This window comes from Enterobacter asburiae (genome assembly GCA_011754535.1).
GTDB classification, from domain to species: domain Bacteria; phylum Pseudomonadota; class Gammaproteobacteria; order Enterobacterales; family Enterobacteriaceae; genus Enterobacter; species Enterobacter cloacae_N.
The window spans coordinates 370762-388214 of the sequence record JAAQVN010000001.1; the positions used below are offsets into that span (position 1 = coordinate 370762).

The following is a 17453-nucleotide window of genomic DNA, read 5'->3' on the forward strand; positions in this document are numbered from 1 at the left end:
AGCAAAAACTCCTTTCCTTCACCTCCCGCTGGGGTTATGGTCGGATAGTTTTTTGACCATCCACTCAAAATAAAACGATAACAAACTGAATATTCAGGGGAAAACATGCGCAAGATCACACTGGCGCTCAGCGCCGCCTGCTTATTGTTCTCGCTTAATAGTGCTGTTGTGGCGCGAGCTTCTGCACCGACGCCGCTCTACACCGGCACCACCGCCGCCATGCTGGCCGAACAGGCACCCATTCACTGGGTTTCCGTGGCACAAATCGAAAACAGCCTGGTGGGCCGTCCGCCAATGGCCGTGGGCTTCGACATTGACGATACCGTTCTCTTCTCCAGCCCGGGGTTCTGGCGTGGCAAGAAAATGTATTCGCCCGACAGCGAAGCGTATCTGAAGAACCCGGAGTTCTGGGAAAAAATGAATAACGGTTGGGACGAGTACAGCATCCCGAAAGAGGTCGCCCGGGCGGTAATTGCTATGCACGTTAAGCGCGGCGACAGCATTTACTTCGTTACCGGTCGTAGCCAGACCAAAACCGAGACCGTCTCCAAAACCCTGCAGGACGATTTTCAGATCCCGGCAGCCAGTATGAACCCGGTCATTTTTGCGGGTGATAAAGAGGGACAAAACACCAAAACCCAGTGGCTGGAGCAGAAAAACATCAAAGTGTTCTACGGTGATTCGGATAACGACATTACCGCGGCGCAGGATGTGGGGGCCAGAGCGATCCGGGTGCTGCGTGCCTCTAACTCGACCTATCGACCGCTGCCAATGGCAGGCAAGTTTGGCGAAGAGGTGATTGTGAACTCCGAGTATTAGCACGCGCGCGGCGAGTTTGATTCTTTTTTGAACAAATCCGCCGCTGCGGGTTTTACCTTTCGCCTTCTTGCTGCACACTTAGAAAGATTCATCTTTCTTAACGGAGCAGCACATGTGGTATCAACAGACCCTGACCTTAAGCGCTAAACCCCGCGGGTTTCACCTTGTGACGGAGGAAGTCATCGGGCAAATCCGCGATCTGTCGCGCGTCAAAACGGGTTTACTGCATCTGCTGCTTCAGCACACATCGGCTTCTCTCACGCTTAATGAAAATTGCGATCCTACCGTCCGGTCAGATATGGAACACCATTTCCTGAAGACAGTTCCGGACAACGCCCCCTACGAGCACGATTATGAAGGCCAGGATGACATGCCTTCGCATATCAAATCTTCTCTGCTGGGCGTATCGCTGATGTTGCCGGTACACAACGGGCGGCTACTGCTGGGAACGTGGCAGGGGATCTGGCTGGGAGAACATCGCATTCACGGTGGTTCGCGTAAAATTATCGCAACGCTACAAGGGGAATAAAGATGACAATTTCGGAGCTACTTCAGTACTGCATGAGTAAACCTGGCGCAGAGCAGAGCGTTCATAGCGACTGGAAAGCCACGCAGATTAAAGTGGGAGACGTGCTATTTGCGATGGTGAAAGAGGTAGAGGGGCGCCCGGCGGCGTCGCTGAAAACCAGCCCGGAACTGGCAGATCTGTTACGTCAGCAGCATGATGATGTGCGGCCGAGCCAGCACCTCAATAAAGCGCACTGGAGCACCGTCTATCTGGACGGTTCGCTGCCTGGCTCGCAAATTTACTATCTGGTGGATGCGTCTTATAAGCAGGCGGTTGAGCTGCTGCCGGAAACGACCCGGCAGCAGCTCTCCGTCTGAGATTACAGCAACGGTTTAAGGAAGCGCGCGGTGTGCGAGGCTTCGCACTCTGCAACGGTCTCTGGCGTACCGGAGACGAGGATTTCACCGCCGCCGCTGCCGCCTTCCGGGCCAAGATCGACAATCCAGTCCGCGGTTTTAATCACGTCCAGGTTATGTTCGATAACCACAATCGTGTTGCCCTGATCGCGCAGCTGATGCAGAACCTCCAGCAGCTGCTGGATATCGGCAAAGTGCAGGCCAGTGGTCGGCTCGTCCAGAATGTACAACGTCTGGCCTGTACCGCGTTTGGAGAGCTCGCGCGCCAGCTTCACGCGCTGGGCTTCACCGCCTGACAGCGTGGTGGCGGACTGCCCCAGACGAATATAGGTCAACCCTACGTCCATCAGCGTCTGCAGCTTACGCGCCAGCGCAGGGACGGCGTCAAAGAACTCGCGCGCCTCCTCGATGGTCATGTCCAGCACTTCGTGGATGGTCTTGCCTTTGTACTTAATCTCCAGCGTTTCGCGGTTATAGCGCTTGCCTTTGCACTGGTCGCACGGCACGTAGATATCCGGCAGGAAGTGCATCTCAACCTTGATCACGCCGTCGCCCTGACACGCTTCACAGCGGCCGCCGCGCACGTTAAAGCTGAAACGTCCAGGGGTATAACCGCGCGAACGCGCTTCCGGTACGCCGGCGAAGAGTTCACGTACAGGCGTGAAGACGCCGGTATAGGTTGCCGGGTTGGAACGCGGCGTACGGCCAATCGGGCTCTGGTCGATGTCGATAACCTTGTCGAAATGTTCCAGTCCCTGAATGTCGCGATACGGCGCAGGTTCGGCGAGCGTCGCGCCGTTCAGCGCCGTCTGCGCAATCGGGAACAGCGTATCGTTGATCAGCGTCGATTTACCGGAACCGGACACGCCGGTAATGCAGGTAAACAGGCCAACTGGCAGCGTCAGGGTGACGTCCTTCAGGTTGTTGCCGCGCGCCCCGGTGAGCTTAAGCACTTTTTCCGGGTTCGCCGCGACGCGCTGTTTCGGCACTTCAATCTTGCGCTTGCCGCTCATGTACTGGCCGGTCAGCGACTCGGGCACCGCCATGATATCTTTCAGCGTCCCTTCTGCGACCACCTGGCCGCCGTGTACGCCCGCGCCAGGACCGATATCGATCACGTGGTCAGCCGCGCGGATCGCATCTTCGTCGTGCTCGACCACGATTACCGTGTTGCCGAGATTGCGCAGGTGGACCAGCGTCCCGAGCAGGCGTTCGTTGTCGCGCTGGTGCAGGCCGATAGATGGTTCATCCAGTACGTACATCACGCCCACTAAGCCCGCGCCAATCTGGCTCGCCAGACGGATACGCTGGGCTTCACCGCCGGAGAGCGTTTCTGCCGAGCGGGAAAGCGTCAGGTAGTTCAGGCCAACGTTCACCAGAAACTTCAGGCGATCGCCGATCTCTTTCAGCACTTTTTCGGCGATTTTTGCGCGCTGGCCGGAGAGCTTCAGGTTGTTGAAGAAGTCCATCGCGTGGCCGATGCTCATGTCTGAGATGGTCGGCAGCGCCGTATTTTCAACAAATACGTGGCGCGCTTCGCGACGCAGACGCGTGCCCTCGCAGGTGGCGCAGGAGCGGTTGCTGATGAACTTCGCCAGCTCTTCGCGCACCGCGCTGGATTCGGTCTCTTTGTAGCGGCGCTCCATATTGTGCAGCACCCCTTCGAACGGGTGACGACGCACGGAGGTGTCGCCACGGTCGTTCATATATTTGAACTCGATGTTCTCTTTGCCGGAACCGAACAGGATCACTTTGTGTACGTTCGGGCTCAGGCTTGCCCACGGGGCTTCAACGTCGAACTTGTAGTGCTCCGCCAGCGACTTCAGCATCTGGAAGTAGTAAAAGTTACGCTTGTCCCAGCCACGAATAGCGCCGCCCGCCAGGGATAGCTCCGGGTTCTGGATCACGCGGTCCGGATCAAAATACTGCTGTACGCCCAGGCCGTCACAGGTCGGGCACGCGCCCGCCGGGTTGTTGAACGAGAACAGGCGCGGTTCCAGCTCGCGCATGCTGTAGCCGCAAATCGGGCAGGCGAAGTTGGCGGAGAAGAGCAGCTCTTCCGCTTTCGGGTCGTCCATGTCGGAGACCACGGCCGTGCCGCCAGAGAGTTCCAGCGCCGTTTCGAAAGATTCCGCCAGACGCGTGGCGAGATCGTCACGCACCTTAAAGCGGTCAATCACCACCTCAATGGTGTGCTTCTTCTGCAACTCCAGCTTTGGCGGATCCGACAGGTCACACACCTCGCCGTCGATGCGGGCGCGGATATAGCCCTGGCTTGCCAGGTTTTCCAGCGTTTTAGTGTGTTCACCTTTTCGCTCTTTAATGATAGGCGCCAGCAGCATCAGGCGTTTGCCTTCCGGCTGCGACAGCACGTTGTCGACCATCTGGCTCACGGTCTGTGCCGCCAGCGGGACGTCGTGGTCCGGGCAGCGCGGCTCACCCACGCGGGCATACAGCAGACGCAGGTAGTCGTGAATTTCAGTGATGGTACCGACCGTTGAACGCGGGTTATGCGAGGTCGACTTCTGCTCAATGGAGATAGCAGGCGATAACCCTTCAATATGATCGACATCCGGTTTTTCCATCAGCGACAGGAACTGACGCGCGTACGCAGAGAGTGATTCAACGTAACGACGCTGTCCTTCGGCATACAAAGTGTCGAAGGCCAGTGAGGATTTGCCAGACCCCGAAAGCCCGGTCACGACGATGAGTTTGTCGCGAGGGATTATGAGGTTGATATTCTTGAGATTGTGGGTGCGGGCGCCCCGAACTTCGATCTTATCCATTCACCTTTCCCGGTTGGAACACGGATTGCCTGGTTTGTTTGAAGGACAAACGGCTGTCAGAAACGGCTAATTATGACACAATTTAACCTGTTTGAATATACAGTATTGGAATGCATTTTCTGATTCGCTGTGTAACAATGTCGAGTGGCGAGAGAACTCTGGAACGTGCTACGCAACTATCAAAGTGCAGCATGGAAATGGTACACTCGCGCGTTTACACTATTAAGAAACGTATTCAGGAGACACGAACATGGCCAGCAGAGGCGTAAACAAGGTGATTCTCGTCGGTAATCTGGGCCAGGACCCGGAAGTACGCTACATGCCGAGTGGTGGCGCAGTTGCCAACATTACGCTGGCTACTTCCGAATCCTGGCGTGATAAAGCGACCGGTGAAATGAAAGAGCAGACCGAATGGCACCGCGTTGTGCTGTTTGGCAAACTGGCAGAAGTAGCCGGTGAGTATCTGCGTAAAGGTTCTCAGGTCTATATAGAAGGCCAGTTGCGTACCCGCAAATGGACCGATCAGTCCGGCGCTGAGAAGTACACCACGGAAGTGGTGGTGAACGTTGGTGGCACCATGCAGATGCTGGGTGGCCGTCAGGGCGGCGGCGCACCAGCCGGTGGCGGCCAGCAGCAGGGCGGTTGGGGTCAGCCTCAGCAGCCACAGGGCGGCAACCAGTTCAGCGGCGGCGCGCAGTCTCGTCCGCAGCAGCAGTCTGCTCCTGCCCCGTCTAACGAACCGCCAATGGACTTCGACGACGACATCCCGTTCTGAACAACGGATGCTAAAACAAAAAACCCAGACATCGTCTGGGTTTTTTATTGCTGAAGGGATCAGGTAATGACCATCGGCCAGTCTGGTGGCGTGTGGCTCATCGCCTCAACCATCACTACTTTAATATTTTCCCAGACGGCGGCCATATCCAGCAGGGTGATGCCCAGCAGGCCCGTTGCGAACCAGCAAGCCGCGCCAAGCCCTAGTAGGGTACTGATGACGGCAAGACCCGCGTAGTCGGATTTACGAAACTGAATGTTCAGCGTGCTGGCTAAAAACATCAAAAACGCACTCAACAAGGGCCAGCGCAGGAGAACCATGCTGGTAGTAATGGTTGCCATAAAACCCATCCTCTACAAAACAGACGAACTGAATGAAACAGTGTTTCTCGTTACACAATATGTGTGAACTATATCACATTTGTTGATTTATTCGCCAGTGTCTGCGTAGCCAAAAAGGGGATTTTATTAGCCGGAAAAAGAGTGTGCGGTACGGGTCTGCCTTCGTACAAAGGGATGCGGACCCACAACGTGCGGGGTAATGCCCGCCGGGCAAGCGGGGAAGAGCATCTGGAGGCAAAGAGACGTCCAGCCGTGCCGTTTTTAGGAGAAGCATTATTTTCTGATAATATTGTGATGATGTCTGATTATTTATAAATCAACGAACAAAATACACCCGCATAAATAGGATAAAACGTCACGTTGGCGTTGTGCTTTTTTCATGCCGCCAGAAGTTTGGCTTAATCAGCGATCCTCTGTGGTGTTCTCTCAAAACCACCCATGCGTGGTGGATAATTATTTTCCTTAATTGAAACGGAACGAATACTTACAGTTTAGCTTACGGGAAAATATTATCGTCATAACGAAATTTAAGATTTTTAATACTAAAAGTCAGTTGCTAACTTCGCATGATTCATGCAACGTAATCACCTGTTTAACAAAGCATCCGGCCTTCATTACTACAGGCGTACAACATGCAGGGATATAGGGCGGGAAATGAATCGTAGCGCGCGGCGCAAAATACTCAGGGTGGTAGGAATCATCATGGTAGTTATGCTGCCGGTGATGCTTGCTCTATGGTTTGCCCAGCTGAGAGCCGAGTCGGAAACGAGCGCTCAGCTACGTACATTTGCTGAACTGGCTTTAGACAAAACTGAACTGGTAATTCAACAAGTTGACCTGGCCAGGGACGAGGCAGAAAAATATCAGGGTGAACATTGTACGCCGGAACATCGTCAATATATGTTGAACGTTGTTCGTGGCCGCCTGTTTGTCGCCGATTTAATTTATGCTGAAGGTCAGAATTTTCTTTGTTCGACCGTTTTTACACCGGATCAACCCTATGTCATTCCGGTTGCTAATTACACGCGTAAACCTGACGTTGCGATCTATTATTTTCGCGATACGCCATTTTATACTGGCTATAAAATGACATATATGCAGCGCGGAAATTATGTCGTGGTGGTCAATCCGCTTTCTTACAGTGAAGTGATGTCTACCGATCATTCCCTCGCATGGGGGGTATACGATACGGTAACCAATGCCTTCTTTTCCGTCAGTCAGAAAGCCAATGCGACTTTATTAAATTCGATGATTCAGGATAAGGAATCGGTATTTCAAAAAGATAACCGTTTCTATACCGTCGTGAAATCGCCAAAACGGCCTATTGCCGCTATCGTGTCGACGTCAGATAAACGTTTTTATGAAACGCTCTATCACCAGGCGACGTTGACGCTGCCGCTGGGAATGATCTGCAGCATTATTATTTTGCTGGTGTGGTCCCGCACCCATCGTGAGCTTAATTCGCCGGGGCGGCTACTGCACCGGGCGCTGAACAAACGTCAGCTTTGTCTGCACTATCAGCCGATTATTGATATCAAGAATAACCAGTGCGTGGGGGCAGAGGCGCTGTTGCGCTGGCCTGGTTTCAACGGGCAGGTGATGAGCCCGGCTGAATTTATTCCGCTGGCTGAAAAAGAGGGAATGAGCGAGCGAATTACGGATTATGTTGTTGAGGAGGTGTTCAGCGATCTGGGCAATTTCCTGGCGGCGCATCCGCATCTCTATATTTCGATTAACCTGTCGGCCACGGACTTCCACTCCTCGCGGCTGATCGCCATGATTTCTGACAAGGCCCGGCACTACGCCGTACGCGCCCAGCAAATTAAAATTGAAGTGACGGAACGCGGTTTTATCGATGTCCCAAAAACCACGCCGGTGATTCAGGCCTTCCGTCAGGCGGGCTATGAAGTGGCGATCGATGATTTCGGAACCGGTTACTCCAACCTGCACAACCTCTACTCGCTGAACGTCGATATTTTGAAAATCGACAAATCGTTTATCGACACCTTAACCACCAACAGTACCAGCCACCTGATCGCCGAGCATATTATCGAGATGGCGCAAAGCCTGCGGCTTAAAACCATTGCCGAAGGGGTTGAGACGGCTGAGCAGGTGAGCTGGTTGTTGAAGCGCGGCGTTCAGTTCTGTCAGGGATGGCACTTCGCGAAAGCGATGCCGCCCCAGGAATTTATGACCTGGCAGCAGCAACCTTTGCAATGACGGGATTAATTCAACTGGTGGCGGTAATCGCTTGGCGTACGGTCAAACTCGCGGCGAAACACGCGGGAAAAGGTTTGTTGCGACACATAGCCAAGATCCATCGCGATATCAAAAATCGGCCGCTGCGTTGAGCGTAACGCCTGCGCCGCCAGCAGCAGCCTGCGCTGACGAATGTACTCACCCAGCGTCTGGTGCATGACCGTGCGGAACATCCTCTGTAAATACCATTTCGAATAGCCCGACTTTTTAGCGACCACATCAATGTTCAACGGTTGGTCGATATGATCGTCAATCCATTCAATAAGTGTCTGAATAATCTGCTGATGCGACATAAGGTTGCCCCTCTGTAGATACAACTTTCTCGGTTGATTCGTCGTTTTCTCTGCGGGGGAGTATAATTCCTCAAGTTAACTTGAGGTAAAGAGGTTTTATGGAAAAGAGATTGCCGCGTATTAAAGCGCTTTTAACCCCCGGCGAAGTGGCAAAGCGAAGCGGCGTTGCGGTATCGGCGCTCCACTTCTATGAAAGCAAAGGGTTAATTAAAAGCATCCGTAACGGCGGAAACCAGCGCCGCTATACCCGCGACGTGCTCCGTTACGTGGCGATTATCAAAATTGCGCAACGCATCGGCATACCCCTGGCGACGATCGGTGAGGCATTTGGCGTGTTGCCGGAAGGGCATACGCTTAGCCCGAAAGAGTGGAAAGAACTTTCGTCCCAGTGGCGTGAAGAGCTGGACAGACGTATCCACACGCTGGTCGCGCTGCGTGACGAGCTGGACGGCTGCATCGGCTGCGGCTGCCTGTCCCGTAGCGACTGCCCGCTGCGTAACCCCGGCGACAGGCTGGGCGAGCAGGGGACGGGGGCACGGTTGCTGGAGGAGGATTGAGTCCGTGCGGCCTGTTTGCCGGGTGGCGGCTGCGCCTTACCCGGCCTACAAAACCGAGAACGTAGGCCGGGTAAGCGAAGCGCCACCCGGCAAAAAGCATCATAAAGAACTAAAGCGCCACAAAGGGCGCTTTAGTTTTTCCCGGTCTTTGTCTTTCTCTCTATCCCGCTGGTTCACGGGAGGGTTTCCCCCGACATCAGCACCCCTCGTGTCGAGCTGGTTGGGGAGGTTCCGGATTGTGCTGACACTTTAATTCTATGCAAGACCCGTTTTTTCGCCAGCCTCGCGAGTAGTTTTTAAGACGAAATTTTTTCGCGGTGTTGTTCGATTTTCTATAGTTAAAAAGTATGAATAACAGGAGAAAATCATGCTCACGGTACATCACCTGAACCAGTCGCGCTCGCACCGCGTGATCTGGGCGCTGGAAGAACTCGCCCTGCCTTATGAAATAGTTCACTACCAGCGCGAAAAGAACATGCTGGCACCCGAGTCCCTCAAAAAGGTGCATCCGTTGGGCAAATCCCCGGTCATTGAAGATAACGGGCTGATCCTTGCGGAGTCAGGCGCCATTCTGGAGTATCTGCAGGAAACCTATGATGCCGAATCGCGGCTGAAGCCTTTGGACCCCGCGCATAAGGTGCAATATCGCTTCTGGCTGCATTACGCGGAAGGGTCGCTGATGCCGCTGCTGTTAATGAAGCTGGTCTTCAGCAGCCTCGGCAAGCCGCCCGTGCCGTTTGGCATCCGAACTCTGGGCAAGGCGCTGGGGCAGGGGGTGCAGAAAGCATATCTCAACCCCCAGCTGGAAACCCATGCGCGCTTTATAGATTCACATCTTGCTAAAAACAGCTGGTTTGCCGGAGAAGCGTTCAGTATGGCCGACATTCAGATGAGCTTTCCACTCTTTGCCCTGCTGGCGCGCGGCGGCATTGATAATCTGCCGCATATTCAGGCATGGAAGCAAAAGGTGGAAAGCAGCCCTAGCTGGCAAAGAACTCTGCAACAAGGTGGCCCGTTATCTATCCCGGGCGAGGATTGAGATGTAAATAAATTGCGCATAGACGATAACGTTTGCGCATCCTCTGTCTATTTCTTCATCGTCATAAGTGAATTTTAGCGAAAATCGACAAAGTTCAGTTGAAAAGGGCGTGGATTAGGCTGGATAATCGTTTGCCTTAATTTGACCACCCGTTTTATAAGCGCGGAGCTAAACGTTTGCTTTTTTTGTGACGCCCTTTCGTCGCAAACGCAACACACGGATTTGACGTTTTAGCTGGCAGCGGTGTCTCCACCACGCTTATGGACGTTCTATAAAAACTCTCAGGGGATGTTTCTATGTCTACGCCATCTGCGCGTACCGGCGGTTCACTTGACGCCATGTTTAAAATTTCGGCTCGCGGCAGCACCGTGCGCCAGGAAGTTGTTGCCGGTCTGACAACGTTTCTGGCGATGGTTTACTCCGTTATCGTGGTACCGGGCATGCTGGGCAAAGCGGGCTTCCCGCCAGCGGCTGTCTTCGTCGCCACCTGCCTAGTGGCTGGCGTGGGTTCCATCGTCATGGGGCTGTGGGCGAACCTGCCACTGGCGATTGGTTGCGCCATCTCTCTGACCGCCTTTACCGCATTCAGCCTGGTGCTGGGCCAGCAGATCAGCGTACCGGTTGCCCTCGGCGCCGTATTCCTGATGGGCGTACTGTTTACCGTCATTTCCGCCACCGGCATCCGTAGCTGGATTTTGCGCAACCTGCCGCAGGGCGTGGCGCACGGCACCGGAATCGGTATCGGCCTGTTCCTGCTGCTGATCGCCGCCAACGGTGTTGGCCTGGTGATCAAGAACCCACTGGACGGCCTGCCGGTGGCGCTGGGTCATTTTGCGAGCTTCCCGGTCATTATGTCGCTGATCGGTCTGGCGGTGATTATCGGCCTGGAGAAACTGAAGGTACCGGGCGGCATCCTGCTGACCATTATCGGCATTTCCATCGTCGGCCTGATTTTCGATCCGACCGTCCACTTCTCCGGTATTTTCGCAATGCCGTCGCTGAGCGATGACAAAGGCAACTCCCTGATCGGCAGCCTGGATATCGTGGGCGCGCTGAACCCGGTGATCCTGCCAAGCGTGCTGGCGCTGGTGATGACCGCGGTATTTGACGCGACCGGTACCATTCGCGCGGTGGCCGGTCAGGCCAACCTGCTGGATAAAGACGGCCAGATTATCGATGGCGGCAAAGCGCTAACCACCGACTCCCTGAGCAGCGTCTTCTCTGGTCTGGTCGGCGCGGCGCCTGCGGCGGTGTACATCGAATCTGCGGCGGGTACGGCAGCAGGCGGTAAAACCGGCCTGACGGCGATCACCGTCGGCGTGCTGTTCCTGCTGATCCTGTTCCTCTCTCCGCTCTCTTACCTGGTCCCGGCCTACGCGACCGCGCCAGCGCTGATGTACGTCGGCCTGCTGATGCTGAGCAACGTGGCGAAAATCGACTTTGCGGACTTCGTGGATGCGATGTCCGGCCTGATTACCGCAGTGTTTATCGTCCTGACCTGTAACATCGTGACCGGCATCATGATCGGTTTCGCCTCACTGGTGATTGGCCGTCTGGTTTCCGGTGAATGGCGCAAGCTGAACATCGGCACCGTGGTGATCGCCGTTGCGCTGGTGGCGTTCTACGCGTGCGGCTGGGCAATCTGAGTTATCCATTGATGCGAAAACGGGTGGCTCAGGCCGCCCGTTTTTATTTTCAGGACTCATCCCGTTGCCTTTTGCGTTACTCTGGGGAAGATAGAATAAAAGGCACGACGCCTTCCGTAGTACATAAGTAACACAGCAAACAGGGAACGCATGGAAATCTTCTTCACAATACTCATCATGACCCTTGTGGTCTCGTTATCCGGGGTGGTTACACGCGTACTGCCCTTCCAGGTCCCCCTGCCTTTAATGCAAATAGCTATCGGTGCGCTGCTGGCGTGGCCGACGTTCGGTCTGCACGTGGAGTTCGATCCGGAACTGTTCCTCGTGCTGTTTATCCCGCCGCTGCTGTTTGCCGATGGCTGGAAAACCCCCACGCGCGAATTTCTTGAGCATGGACGAGAGATCCTCGGCCTGGCGCTGGCGCTGGTGGTGGTCACCGTCGTCGGGATTGGTTTCCTGATCTACTGGACCGTACCGGGTATCCCGTTAATTCCCGCCTTTGCGCTGGCCGCCGTGCTGTCGCCAACCGATGCCGTAGCGCTTTCCGGCATTGTGGGCGAAGGCCGCATTCCGAAGAAAATCATGGGCATTTTACAGGGGGAGGCGCTGATGAACGACGCCTCCGGCCTGGTCGCCCTGAAGTTTGCCGTGGCAGTTGCCATGGGAACGATGGTCTTTACCGTGGGTGGTGCGACCCTGGAATTCTTCAAGGTGGCGATTGGCGGTATCCTCGCAGGCTTTGTGGTGAGCTGGCTGTATGGCCGCTCGCTACGCTTCCTCAGCCGCTGGGGCGGCGATGAACCGGCTACGCAGATCGTGCTGCTGTTCCTGCTGCCGTTTGCCTCTTATCTAATTGCCGAACATATCGGCGTATCGGGCATTCTGGCGGCAGTGGCGGCGGGGATGACCATCACCCGCTCCGGCGTAATGCGCCGCGCGCCGCTGGCGATGCGCCTGCGCGCCAACAGCACCTGGGCAATGCTGGAATTTGTGTTCAACGGCATGGTATTCCTGCTGTTGGGCCTGCAGCTGCCGGGCATTATGGAGTCCTCGCTCATCGCAGCAGAGGCCGATCCGAACGTTGAAGTCTGGATGCTGTTTACCGATATCGTGCTGATCTACATGGCGCTGATGCTGGTGCGTTTCGGCTGGCTCTGGACGATGAAAAGATTCAGCGTGCGTTTCCTGACGAAAAAGCCGATGGAGTTCGGCTCCTGGACCACGCGCGAGCTGCTGATTGCCTCCTTCGCGGGCGTCCGCGGGGCGATTACCCTCGCTGGTGTGCTCTCTATTCCGCTGCTGCTGCCAACGGGGGACGTCTTCCCGGCGCGCTACGAGCTGGTGTTCCTGGCGGCGGGCGTGATCCTCTTCTCGCTGTTTGTCGGCGTGATTATGCTGCCGATTTTACTCCAGCACATTGATGCCGGTGACTCGACCCAACAGCACAAAGAGGAGCGGATTGCCCGCGCGGCCACGGCGGAAGTGGCGATTGTAGCCATTGAGAAGATGGAGGAGCGTCTGGCCGCCGACGCCGAAGAGAACATTGATAACCAGCTGCTGAAGGAAGTCAGCTCGCGGGTGATAGGTAACCTGCGCCGCCGCGCCGACGGGCGTAACGACGTGGAAAGCTCGCTGCAGGAGGAGAACCTGGAGCGTCGGTTCCGCCTGGCGGCGCTGCGCTCCGAGCGCGCCGAGCTGTATCACCTGCGCGCCACGCGCCAGATCAGCAACGAAACGCTGCAAAAATTGCTGCACGATCTGGACCTGCTGGAAGCGCTGTTGATAGAGAATCAGTAGCGCGCTTTGCCCCTCACCCCAACCCTCTCCCCATAGGGGAGAGGGAACCGATCGAGCCCCTCGCCCCTATGGGGAGAGGGGTTGGGGTGAGGGGACCCAAAACCCCTCACAGCACTGCAACCACGCCTGCGCGCTGTGCGACAAATACACCCCTTCACGCCAAATCATCCCTAACTGCCAGTGGAGATCGCTCTCCAGCGGGATCCAGCGCAGCGTGTTTTTATCCAGCCGCTCGCAGATCGGCTGCGGCAGAATGGCAATCCCCACGCCCGCCTGCACCATCGCCGCCAGGAAATCCCACTGGCCGCTGCGCACCGCAATGCGCGGTTTCACGTTATGGTGGTTAAACAGGGTCATCAGCTGGCGGCTTAAGGCGAAGTCTTCGTTGTAGATCAGCAGGGGATGCTCGCCAAGTAGCTCGGGCTTCACCGAGTCTATCGTCAGCCAGTCGCCGGAGCGGGGCACCAGCACGCACAGCGGGTGGCTAAAGAGCGGGAGCGTCGCCAGACCACTCTCCTCCTCCACGGGAAGTGCCGTCATCGCCACGTCCAGCTCGCCGTTGATCACCGCCTGCTGCACGGTCAGGCCGCCAAATTCAGAAATTTTAAGCTCAACGCCGGGGTAGCGCTGGCGGAACAGGCTAATCGGCCCGGCCATCATCATGCCGACCATTGGCGGAATGCCGAGACGTAACAGACCTTTAGTCAGGTGGTTGATGTCCGCAAGCTCGGCCTCAAGCTGGCGGAACTCCCCCAGGATCGCCAGCCCGCGCTCGAACACCACGCGTCCGGTATCGGTCAGCAGTAGCTTGCGCCCATCGCGGATCAGCAGGGTACAGTTCAGCTCATCTTCGAGGTTTTTCAGCATCTTGCTGATGGTCGGCTGGGTAACGAACAACTTCTCCGCTGCGCGGGTAAAACTTTGCTGGCGAACCACCTCGACAAAATAGCGCAGCGTTCTTATGTCCATGATTATTCCTCGAAACTATACCTTCGATGATTTTAATTCATTTCAGTCGATGACGTACGCTCACTATACTGGCGCCTCGTCTCATTTCTGAGGAAAACCCCCATGGCCGTGGCGTTAAGCCGTGTTACGCCTGCCGTTGTGCAACGACTCCAGGTACCGGTTCAGGTACTGCTCTACGCGGGACTGTTTGTTTTTGCGGAATATCTTGTTGACTGGCTGCACCTGCCTTTACCCGCCAACCTGGTGGGGATGGTGCTGATGCTGACGCTGATTCTTTCACGTGCGTTACCCCTTAGCTGGGTGCGGGCCGGCGCGCGCTGGCTGCTGGCGGAGATGCTGCTGTTCTTCGTTCCGGCCGTGGTAGCCGTGGTGAACTATGCGCAGCTGCTGATGGTCGACGGCTGGCGCATCTTCGCGGTTATCGCCCTGAGCACGCTGATGGTGTTGGGCGCTACCGCCTGGGTGGTGGATAACGTGTATCGGTTTGAAATCAGCAGGCAGAAGCATGACTAACTTTCAGATAAGCGTGCTGTGCCTGATTGCGACAGTCGTCATCTACTTTGCCAACAAGCGCCTGTACCGCCGCTTCCGCGCGCTGCCGCTGATGCCGCTGGTCTTCACGCCCATCCTGCTGGTGCTGATGCTGGTATTCGGCCATATCTCCTGGCAGAACTACATTGGTGAGTCCCACTGGCTGCTGTGGCTGCTCGGCCCGGCGACCATCGCCTTTGCCGTCCCTGTCTATGACAACCTGAAGATTATTAAACGCCACTGGATGTCGCTCAGCGCGGGCGTCATTACCGCGACGGTGGTGGCGGTGTGCAGCTCGGTCTGGCTGGCGCGGCTGTTTACCCTGCCTGATGAAATTCAGCGCAGCCTGGCCGTGCGATCGGTCACGACGCCGTTTGCGCTGGCAGCGGCTAAACCGCTCGGCGGGCAGCCGGATCTGGTGGCGCTGTTTGTGGTGGTCACGGGCGTCTTTGGTATGGCGGTGGGGGATGTGCTGTTCCTGCGGCTCTCTATCCGGGAAGGCATGGCGAAGGGGGCAGGATTTGGCGCGGCGTCGCACGGCGCGGGTACGGCGCGTTCGTATGAACTCGGTCAGCAGGAGGGGGTTGTCGCAAGCCTGGTGATGATGCTCTCGGGCGTGACGATGGTGCTGATTGCGCCGCTGGTGGCGTGGGTGATGTTTTGAACTCCCCGGCCAGAGCGGCCGGGGAGAAAGGCTTAGTGCGCGCGGCCCTGCTCAACGCCCAGGCCGGTCTGTGAGCGGATAAACTGGGCGCGGAATTTCTCACGCTCCAGGTTACCCTCCGGCGAGTTGTCGGTAGCCGAGAAGACCCAGATACCGATAAACGCCACGGCAATGGAGAACAGCGCCGGGTACTCGTACGGGAAGATAGCGCTTTCGTGACCGAGGATCTGCACCCAGATTGTCGGGCCCAGAATCATCAGGATCACCGCCGTCAGCAGACCCAGCCAGCCGCCAATCATCGCCCCACGGGTGGTCAGTTTTGACCAGTACATGGAGAGCAGGATGATCGGGAAGTTACAGCTTGCGGCAATCGAGAAGGCCAGCCCCACCATAAACGCGATATTCTGCTTCTCGAACAAAATCCCCAGCAGAATGGCGACCACGCCCAGCACCAGCACGGTGATCTTCGAGACCTTCAGCTCATCGCGCTCGCTCGCGCCTTTGCGGAAGACGTTGGCGTAGAGATCGTGCGATACCGCAGACGCGCCCGCCAGCGTCAGCCCTGCCACCACCGCAAGAATGGTGGCGAAGGCCACGGCGGAGATAAAGCCGAGGAACAGGTTGCCGCCCACCGCGTCGGCCAGATGCACCGCCGCCATGTTGTTACCGCCGATCAGCGCGCCCGCCGCGTCTTTAAACGCCGGGTTCGCCCCCACCAGCATGATTGCGCCGAAGCCGATGATAAAGGTCAGGATGTAGAAGTAACCCATAAAGCCGGTGGCGTAGAAGACGCTCTTGCGCGCTTCACGCGCATCGCTCACGGTAAAGAAGCGCATCAGGATATGCGGCAGGCCAGCGGTACCGAACATCAGCCCGAGACCGAGAGAGAGTGCGGAGATCGGGTCTTTCACCAGCCCGCCAGGGCTCATGATCGCTTCCCCTTTCGGGTGGACCGCCATCGCTTCGGTAAACAGATTATTGAAACTAAAGCCGACGTGCTTCATCACCATAAAGGCCATAAAGCTGGCGCCGAACAGCAGCAGCACGGCTTTGATGATCTGCACCCAGGTGGTTGCCAGCATGCCGCCGAACAGGACGTACATCACCATCAGGACGCCCACCAGCACCACTGCGACGTGGTAGTTCAGGCCGAACAGCAGCTCGATCAGCTTGCCTGCCCCCACCATCTGGGCAATCAGGTAAAGGGCCACGACCACCAGCGAGCCGCAGGCTGAGAGCATGCGGATAGGGCCCTGTTTCAGGCGGTATGAGGCCACGTCGGCAAAGGTATAGCGACCGAGGTTACGCAGGCGCTCGGCAATCAGGAACAGAATGATCGGCCAGCCGACGAGGAAGCCGAGGGAGTAGATCAACCCGTCATAGCCGGAGGTGTAGACCAGCGCGGAGATCCCAAGGAACGAGGCGGCAGACATAAAATCACCCGCAATCGCCAGCCCGTTCTGGAAGCCGGTAATGTTGCCGCCCGCGGTGTAGTAATCATTACGGGAGCGCACGCGTTTCGACGCCCAGTACGTAATGTACAGCGTCAGCACCACGAAAATCAGGAACATCACAATCGCCTGCCAGTTGGTTGGCTGGCGCTGTACTTCGCCGGTAATGGCATCCGCCGCGTGGGCAGCAAAGGGAAGTGTGGCGGCTAGCGCCGTCAGAACTCGCTTCATGATGCTTTTACCTCTTGCAGTACCGCTTTATTGAGACGATCGAATTCACCGTTGGCGCGCCAGACGTACACGCCCGTGAGCAAGAATGAAATCACAATCACTCCAATGCCAATCGGAATGCCGCGCGTGACGCTGGTACCCTCATGCAGCGGGGTGCCCAGCCAGTGCGGCGCAAAGGCGATCAGCATAATAAAGCCGACGTAGATAACCAGCATGATGATGGAAAGAATGAAGGCAAACCGTTGCCGCTTATCGACGAGCTCCCTGTAGTGCGCACTATTCTCTATCTGCTGACAAATATCGTTATTCATCACAGAGTTCTCCAAAGGTAAGGTTGGTTTGTTTTTATCCCCTCTCCCCTATGGGGAGAG

At 56.3% G+C, this 17453-nt stretch carries 18 protein-coding genes; 12 read left to right on the forward strand and 6 right to left on the reverse strand.

The annotated features are described in order from the left end of the window. Nucleotides 1-105: 105 nt before the first annotated feature. From aphA to HBM95_01675, 3 genes are all read left to right on the forward strand, one after another. Nucleotides 106-819 carry an acid phosphatase AphA gene (gene aphA, locus HBM95_01665; protein ID NIH41656.1) on the forward strand — a complete coding sequence of 238 codons (714 nt, stop codon included), beginning with the start codon at nt 106-108 and terminating at the stop codon, nt 817-819. A 112-nt stretch (nt 820-931) separates the two neighbouring features. Next, nucleotides 932-1348, forward strand: coding sequence for a YjbQ family protein (locus HBM95_01670; GenBank protein ID NIH41657.1), 417 nt, complete (start codon nt 932-934; stop codon nt 1346-1348). 2 nt (nt 1349-1350) lie between these two features. After that, nucleotides 1351-1704: an MmcQ/YjbR family DNA-binding protein gene (locus HBM95_01675; GenBank protein ID NIH41658.1), complete on the forward strand. Its 354-nt coding sequence runs from the start codon at nt 1351-1353 to the stop codon at nt 1702-1704. Between the two features lie 2 nt (nt 1705-1706). Here the strand turns inward: HBM95_01675 and uvrA are convergent, their stop codons facing one another. Beyond that, nucleotides 1707-4529, reverse strand: a complete 2823-nt coding sequence (uvrA, locus tag HBM95_01680) for an excinuclease ABC subunit UvrA (GenBank protein NIH41659.1) — start codon at nt 4527-4529, stop codon at nt 1707-1709. 250 nt (nt 4530-4779) lie between these two features. On the opposite strand from uvrA, the gene ssb1 reads away from it, so the two are divergent. Then, nucleotides 4780-5304 carry a single-stranded DNA-binding protein SSB1 gene (gene ssb1 / locus HBM95_01685; GenBank protein NIH41660.1) on the forward strand — a complete coding sequence of 175 codons (525 nt, stop codon included), beginning with the start codon at nt 4780-4782 and terminating at the stop codon, nt 5302-5304. A 59-nt stretch (nt 5305-5363) separates the two neighbouring features. On the opposite strand, the gene HBM95_01690 is transcribed toward ssb1, so the two are convergent. Next, the gene (locus HBM95_01690; protein NIH41661.1) at nt 5364-5645 is read right to left on the reverse strand and encodes a hypothetical protein; all 282 of its coding nucleotides are present in this window, start codon (nt 5643-5645) and stop codon (nt 5364-5366) included. A 63-nt stretch (nt 5646-5708) separates the two neighbouring features. Here HBM95_01690 and HBM95_01695 point away from each other — a divergent pair, with 63 nt between their 5' ends. Next, nucleotides 5709-5960, forward strand: a complete 252-nt coding sequence (locus HBM95_01695; protein NIH41662.1) for a hypothetical protein — start codon at nt 5709-5711, stop codon at nt 5958-5960. A 339-nt stretch (nt 5961-6299) separates the two neighbouring features. Then, nucleotides 6300-7865: an EAL domain-containing protein gene (locus tag HBM95_01700; GenBank protein ID NIH41663.1), complete on the forward strand. Its 1566-nt coding sequence runs from the start codon at nt 6300-6302 to the stop codon at nt 7863-7865. Nucleotides 7866-7870: 5 nt separating this feature from the next. On the opposite strand, the gene soxS is transcribed toward HBM95_01700, so the two are convergent. Continuing rightward, nucleotides 7871-8197, reverse strand: coding sequence for a superoxide response transcriptional regulator SoxS (gene soxS, locus HBM95_01705; GenBank protein ID NIH41664.1), 327 nt, complete (start codon nt 8195-8197; stop codon nt 7871-7873). Nucleotides 8198-8295: 98 nt separating this feature from the next. On the opposite strand from soxS, the gene soxR reads away from it, so the two are divergent. The 4 genes from soxR (at nt 8296) to HBM95_01725 (ending at nt 13236) form a co-directional block, all read left to right on the forward strand. After that, nucleotides 8296-8754: a redox-sensitive transcriptional activator SoxR gene (gene soxR / locus HBM95_01710; protein ID NIH41665.1), complete on the forward strand. Its 459-nt coding sequence runs from the start codon at nt 8296-8298 to the stop codon at nt 8752-8754. 367 nt (nt 8755-9121) lie between these two features. Continuing rightward, a complete protein-coding gene (locus tag HBM95_01715) occupies nt 9122-9793 on the forward strand; it encodes a glutathione S-transferase (protein NIH41666.1) in 672 nt (223 codons plus the stop codon). A 296-nt stretch (nt 9794-10089) separates the two neighbouring features. Further along, nucleotides 10090-11439 (forward strand): guanine/hypoxanthine transporter GhxP, encoded by a 1350-nt coding sequence (gene ghxP / locus HBM95_01720; protein ID NIH41667.1) that lies wholly within the window; start codon nt 10090-10092, stop codon nt 11437-11439. Between the two features lie 150 nt (nt 11440-11589). Continuing rightward, a complete protein-coding gene (locus HBM95_01725; GenBank protein NIH41668.1) occupies nt 11590-13236 on the forward strand; it encodes a Na+/H+ antiporter in 1647 nt (548 codons plus the stop codon). A 66-nt stretch (nt 13237-13302) separates the two neighbouring features. Here the strand turns inward: HBM95_01725 and HBM95_01730 are convergent, their stop codons facing one another. Beyond that, nucleotides 13303-14205 carry a LysR family transcriptional regulator gene (locus tag HBM95_01730; protein ID NIH41669.1) on the reverse strand — a complete coding sequence of 301 codons (903 nt, stop codon included), beginning with the start codon at nt 14203-14205 and terminating at the stop codon, nt 13303-13305. 102 nt (nt 14206-14307) lie between these two features. On the opposite strand from HBM95_01730, the gene HBM95_01735 reads away from it, so the two are divergent. Together HBM95_01735 and HBM95_01740 are read left to right on the forward strand one after the other, a co-directional pair. Further along, the gene (locus tag HBM95_01735; GenBank protein NIH41670.1) at nt 14308-14718 is read left to right on the forward strand and encodes a CidA/LrgA family protein; all 411 of its coding nucleotides are present in this window, start codon (nt 14308-14310) and stop codon (nt 14716-14718) included. Continuing rightward, nucleotides 14711-15400 (forward strand): LrgB family protein, encoded by a 690-nt coding sequence (locus HBM95_01740; GenBank protein NIH41671.1) that lies wholly within the window; start codon nt 14711-14713, stop codon nt 15398-15400. The genes HBM95_01735 and HBM95_01740 overlap by 8 nt, the downstream gene beginning before the upstream one ends. 32 nt (nt 15401-15432) lie before the next feature. Here the strand turns inward: HBM95_01740 and actP are convergent, their stop codons facing one another. After that, a complete protein-coding gene (gene actP, locus HBM95_01745) occupies nt 15433-17082 on the reverse strand; it encodes a cation/acetate symporter ActP (protein NIH41672.1) in 1650 nt (549 codons plus the stop codon). Further along, nucleotides 17079-17393: a DUF485 domain-containing protein gene (locus HBM95_01750; protein NIH41673.1), complete on the reverse strand. Its 315-nt coding sequence runs from the start codon at nt 17391-17393 to the stop codon at nt 17079-17081. The genes actP and HBM95_01750 overlap by 4 nt, the downstream gene beginning before the upstream one ends. Between the last annotated feature and the right edge of the window lie 60 nt (nt 17394-17453).

What these genes read in the sequence shown, in the direction of transcription:
- HBM95_01715 (NIH41666.1), top strand. Translation starts at nt 9,122, where the DNA reads ATGCTCACGGTACATCACCTGAACCAGTCGCGCTCGCACCGCGTGATC.
- HBM95_01730 (NIH41669.1), bottom strand. Translation starts at nt 14,205, where the DNA reads ATGGACATAAGAACGCTGCGCTATTTTGTCGAGGTGGTTCGCCAGCAA.
- HBM95_01735 (NIH41670.1), top strand. Translation starts at nt 14,308, where the DNA reads ATGGCCGTGGCGTTAAGCCGTGTTACGCCTGCCGTTGTGCAACGACTC.
- ssb1 (NIH41660.1), top strand. Translation starts at nt 4,780, where the DNA reads ATGGCCAGCAGAGGCGTAAACAAGGTGATTCTCGTCGGTAATCTGGGC.
- HBM95_01690 (NIH41661.1), bottom strand. Translation starts at nt 5,645, where the DNA reads ATGGCAACCATTACTACCAGCATGGTTCTCCTGCGCTGGCCCTTGTTG.
- aphA (NIH41656.1), top strand. Translation starts at nt 106, where the DNA reads ATGCGCAAGATCACACTGGCGCTCAGCGCCGCCTGCTTATTGTTCTCG.
- HBM95_01675 (NIH41658.1), top strand. Translation starts at nt 1,351, where the DNA reads ATGACAATTTCGGAGCTACTTCAGTACTGCATGAGTAAACCTGGCGCA.
- HBM95_01740 (NIH41671.1), top strand. Translation starts at nt 14,711, where the DNA reads ATGACTAACTTTCAGATAAGCGTGCTGTGCCTGATTGCGACAGTCGTC.
- HBM95_01725 (NIH41668.1), top strand. Translation starts at nt 11,590, where the DNA reads ATGGAAATCTTCTTCACAATACTCATCATGACCCTTGTGGTCTCGTTA.
- actP (NIH41672.1), bottom strand. Translation starts at nt 17,082, where the DNA reads ATGAAGCGAGTTCTGACGGCGCTAGCCGCCACACTTCCCTTTGCTGCC.
- HBM95_01750 (NIH41673.1), bottom strand. Translation starts at nt 17,393, where the DNA reads ATGAATAACGATATTTGTCAGCAGATAGAGAATAGTGCGCACTACAGG.
- soxR (NIH41665.1), top strand. Translation starts at nt 8,296, where the DNA reads ATGGAAAAGAGATTGCCGCGTATTAAAGCGCTTTTAACCCCCGGCGAA.
- soxS (NIH41664.1), bottom strand. Translation starts at nt 8,197, where the DNA reads ATGTCGCATCAGCAGATTATTCAGACACTTATTGAATGGATTGACGAT.
- HBM95_01700 (NIH41663.1), top strand. Translation starts at nt 6,300, where the DNA reads ATGAATCGTAGCGCGCGGCGCAAAATACTCAGGGTGGTAGGAATCATC.
- HBM95_01670 (NIH41657.1), top strand. Translation starts at nt 932, where the DNA reads ATGTGGTATCAACAGACCCTGACCTTAAGCGCTAAACCCCGCGGGTTT.
- ghxP (NIH41667.1), top strand. Translation starts at nt 10,090, where the DNA reads ATGTCTACGCCATCTGCGCGTACCGGCGGTTCACTTGACGCCATGTTT.
- uvrA (NIH41659.1), bottom strand. Translation starts at nt 4,529, where the DNA reads ATGGATAAGATCGAAGTTCGGGGCGCCCGCACCCACAATCTCAAGAAT.